The organism is Xanthobacter sediminis (genome assembly GCF_043195015.1).
Classification (GTDB): Bacteria; Pseudomonadota; Alphaproteobacteria; order Rhizobiales; family Xanthobacteraceae; genus Xanthobacter.
The window spans coordinates 69,778-88,581 of record NZ_JBAFWH010000014.1 but is presented as its reverse complement, the minus strand read 5'-3'; the positions used below and the strand labels follow the sequence as shown (position 1 = coordinate 88,581).

Below are 18,804 nucleotides of genomic sequence, written 5' to 3'. Positions count from 1 at the left end.
CGCCCGTCAGGGTTTGGCGCCCTGGGGCTTCGCAGGCGACGCGCCGGTGGGCGCGGCCGGGGCGGATTTCGCGGCTGCGGGCTTCGCCGGCGTGCCCGCCGGCGCTGGCTTTTCGGCGGCAGGCACGCCGGGAGGCTTCGCTCCGGGCGGAAGAGGGGTGCCGTCCGCCGGTGTGAAGTCGGCGCCCCAGCGCAGGGCCTGGGTCTCGGCCTTCTGGCGGTCGGCAGGGCTCAGTTTACCCAGCAACTCGTCCAGCATGGGGTCGCCGAGGCCGCGGCTCTTGGCCATCAGGTGCCAGGTTGCCGCCGCCACGGGATCGGCCGGAGTACCACGTCCCGCCGCGAGCAGGCGCGCGTAACGGTTCTGGGCGATGGCGTTGCCGGCGAGCGCGGCGCGGCGGAACAGGGCGGCGGCCGCCGCCTCGTCCTTCGGCACGCCGACGCCGTTGAACTGCATGATGGCGAATTCCACCTGGGCGGTCACATGGCCGAGCTTCGCCGCCCGGCCCATGAGCTGGGCGGCGCCGGGCGGGTCGCGGTCCACGCCGTTTCCGGACTTCAGCAGAACCGCGAGGGCGTATTGCGCATCCTCCAGGTCCTTTTCTGCGGCCACCTCGAACCAGTGGGCGGCCTTCGGCATGTCCTGGTGCACCTTGCGGCCCTGCATGTAGAGCAGGCCCAGATTGTAGGCGGCCGCTCCGTTGCCCTTCTCCGCCGCCGTGCGGAAGTGCCTGGCGGCCTCCTCCTCGTCGACGGGCACGCCATCGCCGGTCAGCGCCATCAGGCCGAGGGCGAACTGCGCATCGGAGGAGCCGGCGGCCGCCGCCTTGCGATACCATTCCAGCGCCTTCTTCGGGTCGTGCGGCACGCCGAAGCCGTGGCTGTAGAGGTCCGCCAGCAGCGTCATAGCCACCGGGTCCTCCTGCTCGCGCGCCCGCTTCTGCGCGTTCTGGAAGGCGGTGATGTAGAAGCCGCGCTGGTAGGCGCCGAAGGCGATGTCGCCGCTGCCGCCGGCCGTATCGAGCTGCGGGAAGCGGCCGAGCGCAGCCGGCAGATCGCTGAGCTTGCCAGGCCCCTGGAACACCGGCCACTCGGCCTTGGGCCCAGCGGCCTTGCCGGCATCGCTCTTGCCCTGGTCGTTCTTGCCCTGGTCGTTCTTGCCGTGGCCGTTCTTTCCGTTGTTGGCCTTGGGCGCGTTTTCCGCGAGCTGCAGCGGCGCGGCGTGCGCCGCCGGGCCTGCAGGCGGCAGGACCAGCGCGGCGAGGGCGAGCGCCAGGGCGGCGCGCCCGGCGATGGGGCCGGCGAGAAGAACGGAGCGGGGCGTCATTGTGCGGGAGCCGGCGCCGGGCCGCCGGTCGAATCGATGGTGGCCTGGGCCGCGCGCACTGCGGCAACCCCGTCGGGCGCGCAGGTGCGGTCGGTGCCGAGGGCGATGAAATCCGCCCCCGCCCGTGCCAGCTCCATCACCTCGGTGTCGGAGGAGGCGACCGCCGCGCACGGCACCTCGAACAGCTCGCTCCACCACTCCACCAGGGCGCAGGTGTGGGCGAGATCCGCGCCGCTTCCGGCGATGGGGCCGAACATCACATAGTCGGCCCCGCCTTCGCCCGCCTCCATGGCCGCATGGCGTCCCTCGATGCCGCCGGCGCCGACGATGCTGGCGGGCTTCAGGCGGCCGAGGCCGGCTGCGAGCATGGCCGCATCCCCCGCGTGCATGCCGTCGAGGCCGGCGTCGGCCACGAGGTCCGGCAGATCCTCCACCAGCACCGCGCAGCCCTGTTCCTGAAGCGGGGCGGCGAGCGCCTGCAGGCGGGCGGTATCCGGCGCCTTTGCGCCGGGGCGAACCACGACGGCGGCCACGTCGCCGGCGGCGACCAGCGCCGCTGCCGCCTCCGGCGGGATGTCGGAAGAGAGGATCAGCATCAGGCGGGCGCGAAGCGCTTCGGCGGAATTGGACATGGCAGGATCGGTCGACCAAGAAAGGGGCAAATTGGCGGCAGGGGTGGCGGGAGCCCGCCCCAGCGGGTACGAAAAAGGGCCGGCGATGGCCGGCCCCCGTTTCGGTTGTGCGACCGGACCGCCGGATCAGGCGGCCTTCTTGCCTTCCAGCTCCGGCGCCCACTGGCCCTGCGCGGCCAGCGAGTTCATGCGGGCGCGGTGGGTGAAGGCAGCCTGGGCGGCGGCGACATTCTCCACCTTGCCGGACCACGCCTTCTGCGGGGCGGCCTGGAGCGCGCGGCCATAGGAATAGGTGAGCGCCCAGGGCAGGCCGCCCAGCTTCACCATGGCGTCGAGGTGGGCGGTAGCCTGCTCGTCGGACTGGCCGCCGGAGAGGAAGGCGATGCCCGGCACCGCGCCCGGCACGCAGTTCTTCAGCAGGCGCACGGTCTTCTCGGCGACTTCCTCGACGGACGCCTGCTTGGCGGCCTTCTTACCCGGCACCACCATGTTGGGCTTCAGCACCATGCCTTCCAGGCGGACGCGCTGGTGGTAGAGCTGCTGGAAGGTCTCTTTCAGCACGAACTCCGTCACCGCGTAGCAGCGGTCGATGGAGTGGTCGCCGTCCATGAGCACTTCGGGCTCGACGATCGGAACGATGCCGGCCTCCTGGCACAGGGCGGCATAGCGCGCCAGCGCCTGGGCATTGGCCTCGACCGCGCCGCGGGAGGGGATGCCGGCGGCGATGTCGATCACCGCGCGCCACTTGGCGAAGCGGGCGCCGAGCTCGCGATATTCCTTCAGGCGGCCGGCGAGGCCGTCGAGGCCTTCCGTGATGGTCTCGCCCGGGCAGAAGGGCAGGGGCTTGGCGCCGGCATCCACCTTGATGCCCGGCAGCGCGCCGGCCTGCTCGATGAGGGCGACCAGCGGGGTGCCGTCCGAGGCCTTCTGGCGCAGGGTCTCGTCGTAGAGGATCACGCCGGAGATGTAGTTCTGCATCGCCTCGGTGGAGCGGAACAGCAGCTCGCGGTAATCGCGGCGGTTGGCCTCCGTGGACTCCACGCCGATGGCGTCGAAGCGCTTCTTGATGGTGGCGGTGCTCTCGTCGGCCGCCAGGATACCCTTGCCGTTGGCAACCATCTTCTGAGCGTTCGCGTCGAGCTCAGCCGTCATGTCTGTTCGTCCTGCCTTGGCCGTCTGTGAGGAGCGGGGATCGTCGGATGGGTCGGTGAGTTTTCACAACTCACGCGGGTGCGCAAGTGGTGAGGGGCGGCCTTGCGGGCCGCCCCTGGATGGTCACGCGGAAGCGGTGGGCTTCAGCGCCTCGACGCCCGGAAGGGCCTTGCCCTCCAGCCATTCGAGGAAGGCGCCGCCGGCGGTGGAGACATAGGAGAAGTCCTCTCCCGCCTTGGCGTGGTTGAGCGCGGCCACGGTATCGCCGCCGCCGGCCACCGAGAGCAGGCGCCCGGCCTTGGTGAGGGCCGCCACCTCCCGCGCCACCGCCACGGTGGCGGCATCGAAGGGGGGAAGCTCGAACGCGCCGAACGGGCCGTTCCACACCACGGTCTTCACGCCCTTCAGCTTCTCGTTCACGAGAGCGACGGTGGCCGGGCCGGCGTCGAGGATCATCTCGTCGTCGGCCACGTGGTCGAGGTCGCTCACGCGATGTGCCGCATGGGCCTTGAACTCCCGCGTCACCACCACGTCCACCGGCAGCACGATCTCGCAGCCGGCCGCCTTCGCCTTCTCGATGATGGCGCGGGCGGTGTCGGCGAGGTCGTGCTCGCACAGGGACTTGCCCACCTGGTGGCCCATGGCGGCCAGGAAGGTGTTGGCCATGCCGCCGGCGATCACCAGGACATCCACCTTGCGCACGAGATTGCCGAGCAATTCGAGCTTGGAGGACACCTTGGCGCCGCCGACCACGGCCAGCACCGGCCGCTCGGGGGCTTCCAGCGCCTTGGTCAGCGCGTCGAGCTCGCCCTGCATGCAGCGGCCGGCATAGGCCGGCAGCATGCTGGCGAGGCCCGCGGTGGAGGCGTGGGCCCGGTGCGCGGTGGAGAAGGCGTCGTTCACATAGACGTCGCCAAGGGAAGCGAGCGCCTTGATGAACTCGGGCGCGTTCTTCTCCTCGCCCGCGTGGAAGCGGGTGTTCTCCAGCACGATCACGTCGCCGGCGGCAAGCCGGGCGACGGCGCTCTCGGCCTCGTCGCCCACGCAGTCGCTGGCGAAGGCGACACTGTGGCCGAGCTGGGCCTCCAGCGCCTTGGCGAGCGGGGCGAGGGACTGGCTCTCGTCCCGGCCCTTGGGCCGGCCGAAGTGGGAGAGGAGCACGGCCTTGCCGCCCTTCTGCGTGATGGCGCGGATGGTCGGCAGGATGGCCTTGATGCGGGTGTCGTCGGTGACGCGCCCGCTCTCCATGGGAACGTTGAGGTCGACCCGGACCAGAACCCGCTTTTCAGCGAGGTCTGCGTCGTCGAGGGTGCGGTAGGCGATCATTGTCGGCGCCTCCCTTTCCCGATCAGCCGAGCTTGCCCATGGCGACGGCGGTGTCGCTCATGCGGTTCGAGAAGCCCCACTCGTTGTCGTACCACGAGAGCACGCGCACCAGCGTGCCTTCCAGAACCTTGGTCTGGTCCAGGTGGAAGGTGGAGGAGTGCGGATCGTGGTTGAAGTCGATGGAGACGTTGGGCTGGTCGGTGGTGCCGAGGATGCCCTTCAGCGGGCCTTCCGCCGCCGCGGCGAGGATGGCCGCGTTGATCTCTTCCTTGGTGGTCGCGCGCTTGGCGATGAACTTCAGGTCCACCACGGAGACGTTGGGGGTCGGCACGCGGATGGAGGTGCCGTCCAGCTTGCCCTTCAGCTCCGGCAGCACGAGGCCCACGGCCTTGGCGGCGCCGGTGGAGGTGGGGATCATGGACATGGCCGCCGCGCGGGCGCGGTAGAGGTCCTTGTGCATGGTGTCCAGCGTGGGCTGGTCGCCGGTATAGGCGTGGATGGTGGTCATGAAGCCCTTCTCGATGCCCACGGCATCGTTGAGGACCTTGGCCACCGGCGCGAGGCAGTTGGTGGTGCAGGAGGCGTTGGAGACCACGAGGTGCTCGGCCGAGAGCTTGTCGTGGTTCACGCCGTACACCACCGTCAGGTCGGCGCCGTCGGCGGGGGCGGAGACCAGCACGCGCCTGGCGCCGGCGGCGAGGTGCGCGGAGGCCTTCTCCTTCGAGGTGAAGATGCCCGTGCACTCCAGCGCGATGTCGACGCCCATCTCCTTGTGGGGCAACTCGGCCGGGTTGCGCACGGCGGTCACCTTGATGGGGCCGCGGCCGACATCGATGGTGTCGCCGGCGACCGTCACCGTGGCCGGGAAGCGGCCGTGCACGCTGTCGAAACGCAGAAGGTGGGCGTTGGTCTCGACCGGGCCGAGATCGTTGATCGCCACCACCTCGATATCGGTGCGGCCCGATTCGATGATGGCGCGCAGCACATTACGGCCGATGCGACCAAAACCGTTGATGGCCACCTTGACGCTCATTTTCCATCCTCCATAGCCGGCTTTCCAGCACGGCTCGATCTTGTGGGCGCGGCGGCGGAAGGTCCGCGCCGCTGCGAGAAATCGCGCCCGCCGCGCGCGGAACTCAAACCTGCCGGAGCTTGCCGAGGGCGGCCTCGACCACCTTCTCCGCGGTGATTCCGAAATGGGCGAAGAGATCCTTTGCTGGCGCGCTGGCGCCGAATGAGGTCATTCCCACGAAGGCGGCATCCGAACCGACGATTTCGTCCCACCCCATGCGGATGGCGGCTTCCACCGCCACCTTCGCCGGAGCGTCCCCGATCACCTTCGCCCGCTCTGCGGCGGACTTTTCGAGGAACAGTTCGAACGAGGTCACGGAGACCACGCGGGTGGGCACACCCTGGGCCTCCAGAATCTTTGCGGCTTCCGCGGCGAGGGAGACCTCGGAGCCGGTGGCGAACAGCGACACCCGGGCCGGCCCGCTCGCGGGAAGGATCTCGTAGGCGCCGGCGGCGCTCTTGTTCTCTTCCGTCGCGTCGGCGCGCAGCAGAGGCAGGTTCTGGCGCGACAGGATGAGGGCCGAGGGGCCGTCCGTCTTCTCGATGGCGATCTGCCACGCTTCCGCCGTCTCCACCGTATCGGCCGGGCGCAGCACGGTGAGGTTCGGAATGGCCCGCAGGGCCGCGAGGTGCTCCACCGGCTGGTGGGTGGGGCCGTCCTCGCCGAGGCCGATGGAATCGTGGGTCAGCACGTGGATCACCCGCGTGCCCATGAGCGCGGCGAGGCGGATGGCCGGGCGGCAGTAGTCCGAGAACACCACGAAGCCGCCGGAGAAGGGCACGAGACCCTTGTGCAGCGCGATGCCGTTCATGGCCGCGGCCATGCCGTGCTCGCGCACGCCCCAGTGCATGAAGGCGCCGGAGAAGTCGTCCGGGGTGATGGACTTGGCGCTCTTGGCCTTGGTGTTGTTGGAACCGGTGAGGTCGGCCGAGCCGCCCAGCAGCTCCGGCATCACCGGCACCAGCACGTCGAGCACGGCCTCGGAAGACTTGCGGGTGGCGACGGCGCCGCCGGCGGCGACCGCCTTAGCCTTCGCCTCCACCACGGCGGCGAGGAAGCCCGCGGGCAGGGTGCCGGCGGTGCGGCGCTCGAATTCGGCACGGAGCTCGGCGGGGGCGGCGGCGAGGCGCTGCTCCCAGGCCGCGCGCTCGGCCGCGCTGCGGGCGCCGGCGGTGCGCCAGTCGGCGGCGACGTCCCCGGGCACCTCGAACGGGCCTGCTTCCCAGCCCAGGGCGGCGCGGGTGGCGGCCACCTCGTCCTTGCCCAGGGGAGAGCCGTGCACCTTCTCGGAGCCCGCCTTCTTGGGCGAGCCGAAGCCGATGGTGGTGCGGCAGGCAATGAAGGTGGGACGGTCGGAAGCCTTGGCAGCCTCGACGGCGGCGAAGATCGCCTCGGGGTCGTGCCCGTCCACCTCAGCCGTGGCCCAGCCGGAGGCGGCGAAGCGCGCGAGCTGGTTGGTGGAGGTGGAGACCGAGGTGGGCCCGTCGATGGAGATGCGGTTGTCGTCCCACAGCACGGTGAGCTTGGCGAGCTTCAGGTGGCCGGCGATGTCCGCCGCTTCCTGGCTGATGCCCTCCATCAGGTCGCCGTCGGAGCACAGCACGTAGGTGCGATGATTCACGAGATCGGCGCCGAAGCGCGCGGCGAGCGCCTTCTCGGCGATGGCCATGCCCACGGCGGTGGCGATGCCCTGGCCCAGCGGGCCGGTGGTGGTCTCGATGCCCTCGGTGACGAAGTTTTCCGGATGGCCCGGCGTCAGCGAGCCGAGCTGCCGGAAGCGCTTGATCTCGTCGATCGTCACCTGCTTGTAGCCGGTGAGGTGCAGGGCCGAGTAGAGCAGCATGGAGCCGTGCCCGGCGGAGAGCACGAAGCGGTCGCGGTCCGGCCAGCGGGGCGCGGAGGGGTCGATCTTCAGCACCCGGCCGAACAATACGGTAGCGATGTCCGCCGCGCCCATGGGCAGCCCCGGATGGCCGCTGTTGGCGGCTTCCACGGCGTCGATGGACAGGAACCGGATGGCGTTGGCCATACGATCGTGGCGGGTGCGGTTCGACATGAGCCCCTCAAAAATTGCGGCAGGCGCGATCGGCCCTCCGGTGGGCCGCGCCCGGCTTCAGGAGCGGATGGGTGCCCGTTCGTCCGGCGCCTGCCATGGCGGCTGTCTAGATAGCAGCGCGCGCGGGGGTGTCAAACGCACATAATCCCCTGCCGTCAAGCAGCTTCTCGCCGAAGCCGCCCGCGCTTGATCGTCGCGGCGATTGCCGGAGCGGCATGGCGCGCGCCGTGCGCGAAAGGAAAGTCGGCGCATGGGTGGTATCATTCTGCAAATGGGCTCGGCCGCCGCGCGGCGGCCAGCCGTCCGCGGACGGGCCTGGAGCGGCGTGAACCTCTTGGTAAGGCTGCGGAGAAAAATCGTCCGTGCAATCTGGTTGACAACTTCGGGGGTGGTGGCGCGCAGGGCCTCGACTCAGCTACACTTTCACGCATGTACGCGCTGAAGCAACGCCCCCCGCTCGAGGACGCGCCCATCGCGGCGGCGACCCAGCGGCTGCATGCCGCCCTCGATTCGCTGACGGACGCGCTGGACCGCCGGCGCGATGCCGATCGCCATCAGGCGGCGCTTCAGGCCCAGCTTCATGCCCTCGGCAACGACCGGGCGCGGCTCGCCGCCGATCTCGACCGCGCCCAGGCGGAGGCCGGAGAGGTGGGCGAGGTCGCGCAGGAAGTGATGCGCCGGCTCGACGTGGCCATGGCCACCATCCGCGACGTGCTCGCGACCCACGGCGGCTGAGCGTCCATGCCCCATGTGTCCGTCACCATCGCCGGTCGCCAGTATCGGATGGCCTGCGACGAAGGGCAGGAAGAGCATCTGGTGCGCCTTGCGCACGACATCGACAGCCGCATCTCCCAGCTGCGCACCGCCTTCGGGGAGATCGGCGACCAGCGGCTGGTGGTGATGGCCGCCATCACCATCGCCGATGAGCTGGCCGAGGCGCGGGGCCGGATCCGCGCCCTTGAAAGCGACATCGAGGGCCAGCGCGATGCTCGCGCCTCCGCCTTGGAACGCATCCAGGCCAGCGAGGACGAGGTCGCGCGCACCATCGAGGAAGTGGCCGAGCGTATCGAGCGCCTGGTGGCCGAGCTGACCCCGCGCGAGCGGGGCACCATCAGCATGGGCTGAGCGCTGCTTGCCTTTTGATAATCCTCGGGCAGGACTGGCGCCGGCGAAGGAACCTCCCTACATTGGGTGAGCGGGGCTGCGGGGCACGTTAGGAGACATATCCCCGGGGCCTTATCGATCCTTAAGGGAGCTGTCCCTGACCTCGTCCCAGGACTTGGACACACGGCGCCCACCTACGTTGTAGGTTTCCCGGGATCGACCTCCGACGGTTTTGTGGCTCCGCGCGCTCCATGCAGGCAATGCTTCCTCCGCAAGAGCTTTCTCCGCAAGATTCCAGCGCCGAAAAGGCGCGCCTGCGCGCCGCCGCCCTGGCGCGACGGGCGGAAATGGGCGCACTCGCCCGTGCCCGCGCGGCGGAAGCCGCGGCGGCCCGCGCCGTGGCTTCCATTCCCGCCTTCCATGCCCCGCGGGGGCACCGCATCGCCCTGTTTGCCTCTTTCCGCGACGAAATCGACACCCTGCCGCTCGCCCGCGCGCTCTGGGCACGCGGGGCGCTGCTGGCGCTGCCGGTGATCGTGGGGCGGGGCCTGCCGCTGCTGTTCCGCGCCTGGCACGAGGGGGCGGAACTGGCGCCGGCCGGCGCCTTCCGCATTCCGACACCGGGGCCCGAGTGTCCGGAGGTGGCGCCGGACACGCTCCTGGTCCCACTCGCGGCCTTCGACCGGCGCGGCTTGCGCATCGGCTACGGGGGCGGCTTCTATGACCGCACCCTCGCCGGCCTCCGGCGGCGCGGGCCGGTGAAGGCGGTGGGCTTTGCCTTCGCCTGCCAGCAGGTGGACACGGTGCCCGCCGAGCCCCATGACGAAGCCGTGGATGTGATGGTAACGGAAAGCGAGACGTTTTCCGCCGCGGCTGACACGGGGTCTTGAGGCATGCGCATTCTCTTTCTCGGCGATGTGATGGGGCGGCCCGGACGGGAGATCGTGCTGTCGCGGCTGCCCGGCCTCGTTTCCTCCTGGAAGCTGGACCTCGTGGTGGTGAATGCGGAGAACGCCGCTGGCGGCTTCGGCATCACCGAGGCCATCTACGACGATCTCCTCGCCGCCGGCGCCGATGCCATCACGCTCGGCAATCATTCGTTCGACCAGCGCGAGGCGCTCGTCTTCATCGAGCGCGCGCCGGCCCTGGTGCGCCCGCTCAACTATCCGGCGGGCACGCCGGGTCGCGGCGCCGCCATGGTGGAGGCCAGGAACGGCGCGCGGGTGCTGGTGCTCAACGTCATGGGCCGCATCTTCATGGATCCGCTGGACGATCCTTTCGCCGGACTCGACCGCGCGCTCGAAGGCGCGGTGCTGGGCGAGGTGGCGGACGCGGTGGTGATCGACGTGCATGCGGAGGCGTCCAGCGAGAAGCAGGCCATCGGCCATTATTGCGACGGGCGTGCCTCCCTGGTGGTGGGCACCCACACCCATGTGCCGACGGCAGATCATCGCATCCTCGCCGGTGGTACCGCCTTCCTCACCGATGCCGGCATGTGCGGCTGCTACGACGGCGTCATCGGCATGGACAAGGAGGAGCCGCTGCGGCGCTTCACCCGCAAGCTGGCGTCGGGGCGCTTCGAGCCCGCGGGCGGGCCGGCGAGCCTGTGCGGCGTGGCGGTGGAGACCGACGACCGCACCGGCCTTGCCCTCAAGGTCGCGCCGGTGCGCCTCGGCGGCAGCCTGGGCGAGGCGCGTCCCGCCTTTTGGGAAAGCTGAGCCGCCTTCGCGCGCTGCCGCGCGGCGCGCGCCCGCCACCTTGCCCACCTCCCCGGCTCCCGCCTATAAGGCCGGCTCCAGTCAACGCACTCGGTCCGAGCGGCGCCGCTTCCGGCGGCGCGCGGGATCGTTCTATCAGGGGATGGTGACGGCCATGGCCGGGCATTCGCAATTCAAGAACATCATGCACCGCAAGGGCCGCCAGGATGCGGTGCGCTCCAAGCTGTTCTCCAAGCTCGCGCGCGAGATCACGGTCTCGGCCAAGATGGGCCTGCCCGACCCGAACATGAACGCGCGCCTGCGCGCCGCCATTCTCGCCGCCCGCGCCGAGAACATGCCGAAGGACAATATCGAGCGCGCCATCAAGAAGGCGGCTGGAGCCGACACTGAGAATTACGAGGAGATCCGCTACGAGGGCTACGGCCCCGGCGGCGTGGCGGTGATCGTGGAGGCGCTGACCGACAACCGCAACCGCACCGCCTCGGAAGTGCGTTCCTTCTTCACCAAGTCGGGCGGCAACCTCGGCGAGACCGGCTCGGTGTCGTTCATGTTCGACCGCGTGGGCGTGATCGCGTTCGAGGCCAAGAAGGCCGATGCCGACGCCATGATGGACGCGGCCATTGACGCCGGCGCCGATGACGTCACATCGGACGAGGATGGCCACGAGGTGGTGTGCGCGGCGGAGAGCCTCGCGGAAGTGCAGAAGGCGCTGGAAGCCAAGTTCGGCGAGCCGCGCAAGGCGGGCCTCGTGTGGCGCCCCCAGAACACGGTGGCGGTGGACGACGAGACGGCGGAGAAGCTGCTGCGCCTCGTGGAAAACCTTGAGGATAACGACGACGTGCAGACCGTGACGGCCAATTTCGAGCTGTCCGAGGCGATGCTGGCCAAGCTCAGCGCCGAGTGAGGCGCCGCCCGCCGGCCCGTCTTCACGGGCCGGCGACGGTGGACGCCGGGCTTGAAGCAATCCGGCGACATCGGGATGGCGCGTGGCGCTATCGCCTTGTCGCGGCGGAGCGCGCCCGGGCGGATCGGTTCAGGCGGCGAGGCTGTCGGCGATGTTCTTCAGCTCGTGGATGGCCGCGTCGATATCGGACCGCTGGCGCTCGAGTTGGGTGAGCTGCCGCAGGCAGCGCTCGCGGGTGAGGGCGAGGCCGCCGGCCGCGCCTTCGGAGGCAGGGGTGCCGGGAATGCCGGTCTTGGCCGCCACCAGGGCGCGGATTTCGGCCAGGGTGAAGCCGAGCTGCTTGCCCTTCAGGATCACGGTGAGGCGCTCGCGGTCGGTCGCCGAATAGAGGCGGGTCATGCCGTCGCGGCGCGGCGCCAGGAGGCCCTTGTCCTCATAGAAGCGCAGGGCGCGCAGGGTGGTGCCGAACTCGCGGGCGAGATCACCGATGGTGAAGAGTTCCTCGGCCGGGGCGGCCGGCGGCACGATGGACCCGGTCGCAGGGGTGTGGCTGGAGGTGTGGCCGAGGTCGTAGGTCGTTGCATCCATGAATGGTCACTCCCGTGGCACGGCGCGTGGCGGCACGGCCGTGGAATTGTTGGCCCTCGTGCGGCTCCGGCGCGCTTTCCAGCCGGATGCCGCAGGTTTCCGCTCACGCCGCGCGGAGGTGGTGAGCCACCATTCCAGGCGGAGATGGCGCCTGCCTGCGAGCAGGGCGCCGCTTCGAGCAGCGACATGGTGACGGGCGGTGGGAGCAGCCGACCCTGCATGGTCGCCGTCCGCGGATCCTGGCCGCGTGCATGCGGAAGCTCTCGCCGCCGCGGCCGTGGCCGGAACGCAGCGGCAACTTCCGCTTCGTCACATGAAATTTTGTAGCCGAACCCCTGGGTGCTCCGGGAGAGTCAACGAGCTACCGTAGGGGAAAGTAACTGTTACCTGAGGCTGAAAATAAAAGGGAAACCGCCGCTTAACCGCTCATTTACCATGCCTGCCGGATGCTGGATTGAGCGAATCACGCATTGCGGTCATGGTCAGTCGGCACCCCATCCAGGTGCTCCTTCGGCCGCATGGAGGCGGGCATGGAGCGGATGGAGCGTACTCAGCGCACGGCATCGACCGCTGCCGCGGCCGCGCCTCTGCGCGGCTTGAGCGGCGGCCGCGGCTGGGACCGGATGGCGGGAGCTCCCGCCTGGGACCCCATGGGCGACGGCCGCTACGGCAGCGGCTTCGAAGGTGGAGCGCATCCCGCCGAGGTGGAGGCCCTGCGATCCGAGATCGCGGAACTGAAGGCGCGCCTGGAACAGGCGGCACCCCGCCGCGCGATGGTCGAGATGGACCGGGCCATCACGCTGCTGCACCACCGGGTGGAGGACATGCGCGGCACCGGCGTGGACGCTGGCCGCGAGGAGATGGCCTATCTGGCGGAAGAGCTGCTGGAACTGCGGACCGCTCTTGACGCGGTGCGGGCGCCGGAGCGTTTCCAGGCGCTTCATGCCGGTGTCGAGGTGCTCTCGCGCAAGGTCGATCTTCTGGCCGCCCGCGCCGTCGATCCGGTGGAGGTGGCGCGCCTGCAGGCACAGTCCTCGGAGCTGAAATCACTGGTGATGCGGGCGGTTTCCGGAGCGGGCCTGCAACCCATCGCCGAGCGCCTGGCCGCCTGCGCGGAGGAGGTCTCCCGCACCAGCGCCGAGACCGCCCGCCGGGTCGCCGAGGCCACCTCCGCCTTCGCGCGCAATGCGGAGGAACTCATTACCCGCGTCAGCGCCTACGAGGCGAGCGTGCGCGAGGAGCAGTCGACGACCGCGAACGGCCTGCGGCGGGACATGGAAGCCGGTATGCACGGCATCCATGATCGCCTCGATAAGGTTGGTGAATACCTTTCGTCCCTGGGGCCGGCGGTTGGCGCGGAACTGAGCGGCCACATCGCCGAGCTTGCCGCCCGGCTGGAAGGTGCGCGCGGCGGGGAGGCCGGCGCGGGTCCGCTGGCGGAGGTGGTGGAGCGCCACCTGATGGCGCTGACCGATCGTTTCCAGGACGCCCATGCGCACCTGGAGCGGCTCGATGGAATCGAGAAGAGCCTCTCCCAGGTGATGGAGGAGATGCGCCGGGTGCACGATGCTTCCGGCGGCGTCAGCCAGGAGGCGGTGGACGCTGCGGTGGAGGCGGTGAGCCGCAAGGTTTCCGCCGATGCGCAGGGCCCGGCGGTGGTGGGCCTCAAGCGCGGCCTCGCCGCGCTGGAGGCGCGCCAGGACGAGGTGGAGCGCCGGGCGTCCGAACTGCTGGGCGAGAATCTCGCGGCCGCGCTCGACGACCGCACCGTGGTGCTCGGCCGCGCGGGGGAGGACCTCTGGGTGCCCCATCCGCCGGAAGAGGGCGTCGTGGGCGAGATCCACGAGCCGGATGTGGCCTTTGGCGCCGATGGCCGGGAGGATCATGAGCCGCAGGCCGCCTGGCCGCTGGAGGTTGAGGAGCCCGCCGCCGGGGCGTCTTGGTACGGCGAGGCGCCGGAGCCCGCCGCCCATGCGGCCCCGCTGCACGAGCCGCTTCACCAGGAGCCGCCTTCGCACGAGCCGTTCCACCAGGAGCCGTTCCACCGCGAGCCGGCTGCCCGCGACCCGTCGGCTCTGGACCCGATGGCTTTCCGAGCTCCGGCATATGACGAGCCGGCCACGGCGGAGCCGCCGCGGGCGGATCCCTTCCATGCCGAGCCGCCCCATTTCGAACCTCGCCGCATGCGGGAGGCGGAGCCTTTCTTCGCCACGGCCGCCTCCGACCTGTGGGCTGAGCCCTCCGCCACCCGCCGCGCGAAGAAAATCACCCGCGGGCGTGGCGCCCCGGCCGATGTCCAGGGCGAGGCCCGCGGCAAGGATGCGCGGCCCCGCGCGGATCGTCGCGGGGCACCCGCGCGCCGCCCGCTCGCGGCGCGTCTTTCACCGGCGGTGATCGCCGCCGCCGCGGTTGCGGTCCTGGCCACGGCGTCGGTCGCCGCCGCCTGGAGCCATCGCGAGGCCATCGCCTCCCAGGCGATGCAGGTTGTCGCCCGGCTGCAGGCGGGTGGCGCCCCCGCGCTGAAGCCGGTGGTGACCGGGGAAGCGCCGCGCTCCACCGCCGGCCTGCCGACGCCTACCGGGCCGCAGGCCCTGCGCACCGCCGCGCTCGAGGGTAATCTCGCGGCCGCCTACGAGGTGGGCGTGCGCCTGGCCGACGGCGTGGGCATCACGCCCGATATCGACGCCGGCATCAAGTGGCTGGGCTATGCAGTCTCTCGCGGCTTCGCGCCGGCTGGTTACCGCATGGGCAGCCTCTATGAGAACACGCTGCACAACATGGACGAGGCCTACCGCTACTATAAGTGGGCGGCGGAGCAGGGCAACGTGCGGGCGATGCACAACCTCGCGGTGCTCTACAGCCAGGGCATCGACGGCCCGCCGGACTGGAGCGAGGCGCTCAAGTGGTTCCGCAAGGCCGCGAACCTTGGCCTGAAGGACAGCCAGCACAACCTGGGCATCATCTTCGCGCGGGGCTTCGCCGGCACCAGCGACCTCACCGAGGCGCTCACCTGGTTCAACATCGCCGCCCGCCAGGGCGATCAGGACAGCGCCGAGAAGCGCGATGCCCTCGCCCGCGAGGCGGACCAGCAGGTGCTGGCCAGCGCCCGCAAGGCGGCCGACGCCTTCGTGCCCAAGCCCCTCGACCAGGTCGCGAACGTCGTCAACGTGCCGCCGGAATGGAACGCGAGCGAGGCCGGCGAGCATATCGCCGCCAACAACCTTGCCGGCGGCAACGTGCTGTTCTCCGGCAACCTGATGGCGAGCAAGCGCTGAGGGGCCTTTGCCCCCGGCGCCGCGGCGCGCGGACCTCCCATTCCCGCGCCGGGGCTTTTCCCGGCGCCTGCGGCGGGGCACCCTGATGGCCATGACCGTAACCCCGATTCGTTCCCGCCGCGCCGTGCGCATCCTCGGCCTCGATCCTGGCCTGCGCCACACCGGCTGGGGGGTGATCGAGGCGGACGGCCCGCGCCTGCGCTACGTGGACTGCGGCGCCATCCTGCCGCCGGAAGACGCGCCCATGGGCGCCCGCCTCGCGGAGCTGCACCACGGCCTGATGGCGGTGCTCGACCGCTACGAGCCGGACGAGGCGGCGGTGGAGGAGACCTTCGTGAACATGAACCCCTCCTCCACGCTGCGGCTGGGGCAGGCGCGCGGCGTGGTGCTGCTGGCGCCGGCCCTGAAGGGGCTGAGCGTGGCGGAATATGCGCCCACCCTGGTGAAGAAGAGCGTGGTGGGCGCCGGACGTGCCGAGAAGGCGCAGATCCGCATGATGATTTCCATCCTGCTGCCGCAGGCGGCGCCCAAGAGCGAGGATGCCGCCGACGCCCTTGCGGTGGCCGTCACCCACGCCCATCATCGCGGCACCGCGGCCCGCGTGCGCGATGCGCTCTAGGCTGGGCAGGGCGGCGACGGCGGGGGAGCGGTGATGATCCTGGGGCATCTGGCGCTTCTGGTGGCGGCCCTGTTCACCGGCGCCGCACTTTATATATGCATTGCCGAGCAGCCGGCGCGGCTCGGCCTGCCGGCGCCCGCCGCGCTCGATGAATGGCGGGCGGCGGAGCGGGGCGGCGGCGCCATGCGCGCCGGGCTTTCATTCGCCGGCTTCGCTCTGGGGCTTGCCGCCTTCTGGCAGGCTGGCAACTGGCAATGGCTCGCGGGCGGGGTGCTGATGCTGGCGACCTGGCCCTTCACCCATATCGGCATCACGCCCACCAGCGCGCGTCTGCGCGCCGCCCGCGCGCAGGCGGCGGACGAGGAGACGCACCGCCTGATGGCGAACTGGGGCCAGCTCCATATGGTGCGCACCGGCCTCGGCGCGGTCGCGAGCTTCGTCTTCCTGTGCGCCGCCGTGGCCTGATGCGATGGCCGCCATGACGATGCATCCGCGCCCGGCCGCGCCGGCGCGCCGCCCGTGCCCGCCACGCGCGCCAGCCGCCCAGGCCAAGGAGCCTCTATGATCGGCAAGCTCAAGGGCGTGGTGGACACCATCGCCGAGGACCATCTCATTCTCGATGTGCATGGGGTGGGCTACCTCGTGCACTGCTCGGCGCGCACGCTGCGCGACCTGCCGCGCATGGGCGAGGCGGTGAGCCTCGTCATCGAGACCCACGTGCGGGAGGACATGATCCGGCTCTACGGCTTCGCCACCGAGGGCGAGCGCGAGTGGTTCCGCCTGCTGCTGAGCGTGCAGGGCATCGGCACCAAGATCGCGCTCGCGGTGCTCTCCACCCTGCGCCCGACGGAGCTGGCCCAGGCGGTGACGCTGGCCGACAAGACCATGATCGCCCGCGCCCAGGGCGTGGGGCCGCGGGTAGCCACCCGCATCGTCACCGAGCTGAAGGACAAGGTGCCCGGCGGCTTCGCGGTGGACATGGGCCTGCCCGCCGTGGCGGGCGATGCCGCCATCGTGGGCGAGGGCGGGGCGGTGGCCGATGCCCTCTCGGCGCTCGTGAACCTCGGCTATGCCCTGCCGCAGGCCAATGTTGCCATCGCCGCGGCCATGCGCGCGGCAGGCGAGGATGCCACCACCGAGAAGCTGATCCGCCTCGGTCTGAAGGAGTTGGCGAAATAAGCGCCTTTGCGTGAAGAAGGCGCGGTAATTCAAAGATCCGGAGAACTTCCTCGCTTCCGGGAAACGGGGCCATGCGCTGGACGGGCGGCGGGCTGGATTGGCGCTTCCCGCGCTTCGTGTCTACCTTGGGCCCTCAAGCGCGACTCAACGGGTGGCCCGCCGCCCCCGGTGCGACAGGCATTCCACATGAACACCCGCCTCATATCGGGCGAAAAGCGCGAAGACGACGCCGAGCTCCACCTGCGGCCCCAGATGCTGGGCGAGTTCGTGGGGCAGGCCCAGGCGCGCGCCAACCTCGACATCTTCATCAAGGCCGCCCGCGCGCGGGGGGAAGCGCTGGACCACGTGCTGTTCGTGGGCCCGCCCGGCCTCGGCAAGACCACGCTCGCCCAGATCATGGCGCGGGAGATGGGGGTGGGCTTCCGTTCCACCTCCGGCCCGGTCATCGCCAAGGCGGGGGATCTCGCGGCCATCCTCACCAACCTGGAAGAGCGCGACGTGCTCTTCATCGACGAGATCCACCGCCTTGCCCCGGCGGTGGAGGAGATCCTCTATCCCGCCATGGAGGATTACGAGCTGGACCTCGTCATCGGCGAGGGGCCGGCCGCGCGCTCGGTGAAGATCTCGCTGCCCAAGTTCACGCTGGTGGGCGCCACCACCCGCTCCGGCCTGCTCACCACGCCGCTGCGCGATCGCTTCGGCATCCCCATCCGGCTCCAGTTCTACACGGTGGAGGAGCTGGAGAAGATCGTGGTGCGCGGCGGCAAGGTGCTGGGCATCGCCATTGCGCCCGACGGCGCCACCGAGATCGCCCGCCGCGCCCGCGGCACGCCACGCATCGCCGGCCGGCTGCTGCGCCGGGTGCGTGACTTCGCTTTGGTGGCGGAGGCGGATGCCATCGACCGGAAGATCGCCGACCGCGCGCTCTCGGCGCTGGAGGTGGACGGCGCGGGGCTCGACGCCATGGACCGGCGCTATCTCACCGTCATCGCCGAATATTACAACGGCGGCCCGGTGGGGGTGGACACGCTGGCCGCCGCCCTCTCCGAGCCGCGCGACGCCATCGAGGAGATCGTGGAGCCCTATCTCGTGCAGCAGGGCTTCATCCAGCGCACGCCGCGCGGACGGATGCTGACCGCCATCGCCTTCCGTCACCTTGGCCTGCCTGAGCCCCGGCGCGATCTCGACAATCCGGCGGGCTTGCCTTTGTTTGACGAGGAGGGCTAGGTGTGCCGCCGGTGGGGGCGGCCGGCTCGGCTGCCGCGGGAAGACGGGACGAGCGCATGAAGACGGACGTTTCGGGCGAGCGCACGGTGGCGCCGGGCGAGCTTGAGTCCCATCCGCATCTGGCAGGACGGCTCATTCCGGGCGGCCATGTGCTGACATTGCGCGTCTACTATGAAGATACCGACTTCTCCGGCATCGTCTATCACGCCAACTATCTGAAGTTCATGGAGCGCGGCCGCTCCGACTACATGCGCCTGCTGGGCGTGGTGCAGGGCGAGCTGTTCGCCCAGGCGGCGGCGGAGGCTCCCGGCTTCCATTTCGTCGTGCGCGCCATGCAGATCGACTTCCTGAAGCCGGCCAAGATCGACGACGTGCTGCAGGTGGTGACTCTCTCGAAGGACGTGGCCGGCGCATCCATCACCCTGTCGCAGCAGGTGAAGCGGGGCGACGAATTGCTGATCTCTGCGACGGTGCGGGTGGCCTTCGTCTCCCAGGGCCGCGCCAAGCGCATCCCCGACGCCCTGCGCCAGTCGACCCTCGCCGACGCGCGCGCCGTGGATGCGGCGGGGTGAGGTGGAGGGGGCGTTCTCGTACGGGTTTCCGGTGAGATATCGTGTCGGACCAGA

Annotated in this window: 18 protein-coding genes and 1 other RNA gene; 12 read left to right on the top strand and 7 right to left on the bottom strand. The window is 70.4% G+C overall.

The features are described 5' to 3' along the window. Positions 1–6: 6 nt before the first annotated feature. The 6 genes from V5F61_RS17175 to tkt all read right to left on the bottom strand — a co-directional run bounded on the left by V5F61_RS17175 (position 7) and on the right by tkt (position 7,564). Entirely contained in the window at positions 7–1,326 is a 1,320-nt protein-coding gene (locus tag V5F61_RS17175) for a tetratricopeptide repeat protein (RefSeq protein ID WP_393988963.1), read from the bottom strand. Next, entirely contained in the window at positions 1,323–1,958 is a 636-nt protein-coding gene (locus tag V5F61_RS17170) for a thiamine phosphate synthase (protein ID WP_393988964.1), read from the bottom strand. The genes V5F61_RS17175 and V5F61_RS17170 overlap by 4 nt, the downstream gene beginning before the upstream one ends. Before the next feature lie 126 nt (positions 1,959–2,084). Beyond that, positions 2,085–3,110, bottom strand: a complete 1,026-nt coding sequence (locus tag V5F61_RS17165; RefSeq protein ID WP_393988965.1) for a class I fructose-bisphosphate aldolase — start codon at positions 3,108–3,110, stop codon at positions 2,085–2,087. Between the two features lie 123 nt (positions 3,111–3,233). Next, a complete protein-coding gene (locus tag V5F61_RS17160; protein WP_393988966.1) occupies positions 3,234–4,436 on the bottom strand; it encodes a phosphoglycerate kinase in 1,203 nt (400 codons plus the stop codon). Between the two features lie 22 nt (positions 4,437–4,458). Then, on the bottom strand, positions 4,459–5,469 hold the full coding sequence (gap, locus tag V5F61_RS17155) for a type I glyceraldehyde-3-phosphate dehydrogenase (protein ID WP_393988967.1): 1,011 nt from the start codon (positions 5,467–5,469) through the stop codon (positions 4,459–4,461). 103 nt (positions 5,470–5,572) lie between these two features. Beyond that, complete coding sequence (tkt, locus tag V5F61_RS17150; protein WP_393988968.1) at positions 5,573–7,564, bottom strand: transketolase; 1,992 nt, start codon at positions 7,562–7,564, stop codon at positions 5,573–5,575. Positions 7,565–7,993: 429 nt separating this feature from the next. Between tkt and V5F61_RS17145 the strand changes: the two genes are divergently transcribed. From V5F61_RS17145 to V5F61_RS17120, 6 genes are all read left to right on the top strand, one after another. Then, complete coding sequence (locus V5F61_RS17145) at positions 7,994–8,299, top strand: DUF4164 domain-containing protein (protein ID WP_393988969.1); 306 nt, start codon at positions 7,994–7,996, stop codon at positions 8,297–8,299. 6 nt (positions 8,300–8,305) lie between these two features. Continuing rightward, a complete protein-coding gene (locus V5F61_RS17140) occupies positions 8,306–8,689 on the top strand; it encodes a cell division protein ZapA (RefSeq protein ID WP_393988970.1) in 384 nt (127 codons plus the stop codon). Positions 8,690–8,759: 70 nt separating this feature from the next. Beyond that, positions 8,760–8,913, top strand: a non-coding RNA gene (gene ssrS, locus V5F61_RS17135) — 6S RNA. A gap of 15 nt (positions 8,914–8,928) precedes the next feature. Beyond that, positions 8,929–9,558, top strand: a complete 630-nt coding sequence (locus tag V5F61_RS17130) for a 5-formyltetrahydrofolate cyclo-ligase (protein WP_393988971.1) — start codon at positions 8,929–8,931, stop codon at positions 9,556–9,558. 3 nt (positions 9,559–9,561) lie between these two features. Further along, complete coding sequence (locus V5F61_RS17125; RefSeq protein WP_393988972.1) at positions 9,562–10,386, top strand: TIGR00282 family metallophosphoesterase; 825 nt, start codon at positions 9,562–9,564, stop codon at positions 10,384–10,386. A gap of 154 nt (positions 10,387–10,540) precedes the next feature. After that, positions 10,541–11,290: a YebC/PmpR family DNA-binding transcriptional regulator gene (locus tag V5F61_RS17120; protein WP_393988973.1), complete on the top strand. Its 750-nt coding sequence runs from the start codon at positions 10,541–10,543 to the stop codon at positions 11,288–11,290. 129 nt (positions 11,291–11,419) lie between these two features. On the opposite strand, the gene V5F61_RS17115 is transcribed toward V5F61_RS17120, so the two are convergent. After that, positions 11,420–11,878: a MerR family transcriptional regulator gene (locus tag V5F61_RS17115; RefSeq protein ID WP_393988974.1), complete on the bottom strand. Its 459-nt coding sequence runs from the start codon at positions 11,876–11,878 to the stop codon at positions 11,420–11,422. A gap of 623 nt (positions 11,879–12,501) precedes the next feature. Here V5F61_RS17115 and V5F61_RS17110 point away from each other — a divergent pair. The 6 genes from V5F61_RS17110 to ybgC all read left to right on the top strand — a co-directional run bounded on the left by V5F61_RS17110 (position 12,502) and on the right by ybgC (position 18,750). Next, complete coding sequence (locus V5F61_RS17110; RefSeq protein ID WP_394104060.1) at positions 12,502–15,153, top strand: hypothetical protein; 2,652 nt, start codon at positions 12,502–12,504, stop codon at positions 15,151–15,153. A 91-nt stretch (positions 15,154–15,244) separates the two neighbouring features. Then, on the top strand, positions 15,245–15,772 hold the full coding sequence (gene ruvC / locus V5F61_RS17105; RefSeq protein WP_393989096.1) for a crossover junction endodeoxyribonuclease RuvC: 528 nt from the start codon (positions 15,245–15,247) through the stop codon (positions 15,770–15,772). A 33-nt stretch (positions 15,773–15,805) separates the two neighbouring features. After that, positions 15,806–16,237: an anthrone oxygenase family protein gene (locus V5F61_RS17100; protein ID WP_393988976.1), complete on the top strand. Its 432-nt coding sequence runs from the start codon at positions 15,806–15,808 to the stop codon at positions 16,235–16,237. Between the two features lie 96 nt (positions 16,238–16,333). Continuing rightward, a complete protein-coding gene (gene ruvA, locus V5F61_RS17095; RefSeq protein WP_393988977.1) occupies positions 16,334–16,951 on the top strand; it encodes a Holliday junction branch migration protein RuvA in 618 nt (205 codons plus the stop codon). Positions 16,952–17,137: 186 nt separating this feature from the next. Then, positions 17,138–18,178, top strand: coding sequence for a Holliday junction branch migration DNA helicase RuvB (gene ruvB / locus V5F61_RS17090; RefSeq protein WP_393988978.1), 1,041 nt, complete (start codon positions 17,138–17,140; stop codon positions 18,176–18,178). Positions 18,179–18,234: 56 nt separating this feature from the next. Beyond that, a complete protein-coding gene (gene ybgC, locus V5F61_RS17085) occupies positions 18,235–18,750 on the top strand; it encodes a tol-pal system-associated acyl-CoA thioesterase (protein ID WP_393988979.1) in 516 nt (171 codons plus the stop codon). Positions 18,751–18,804: the final 54 nt, after the last annotated feature.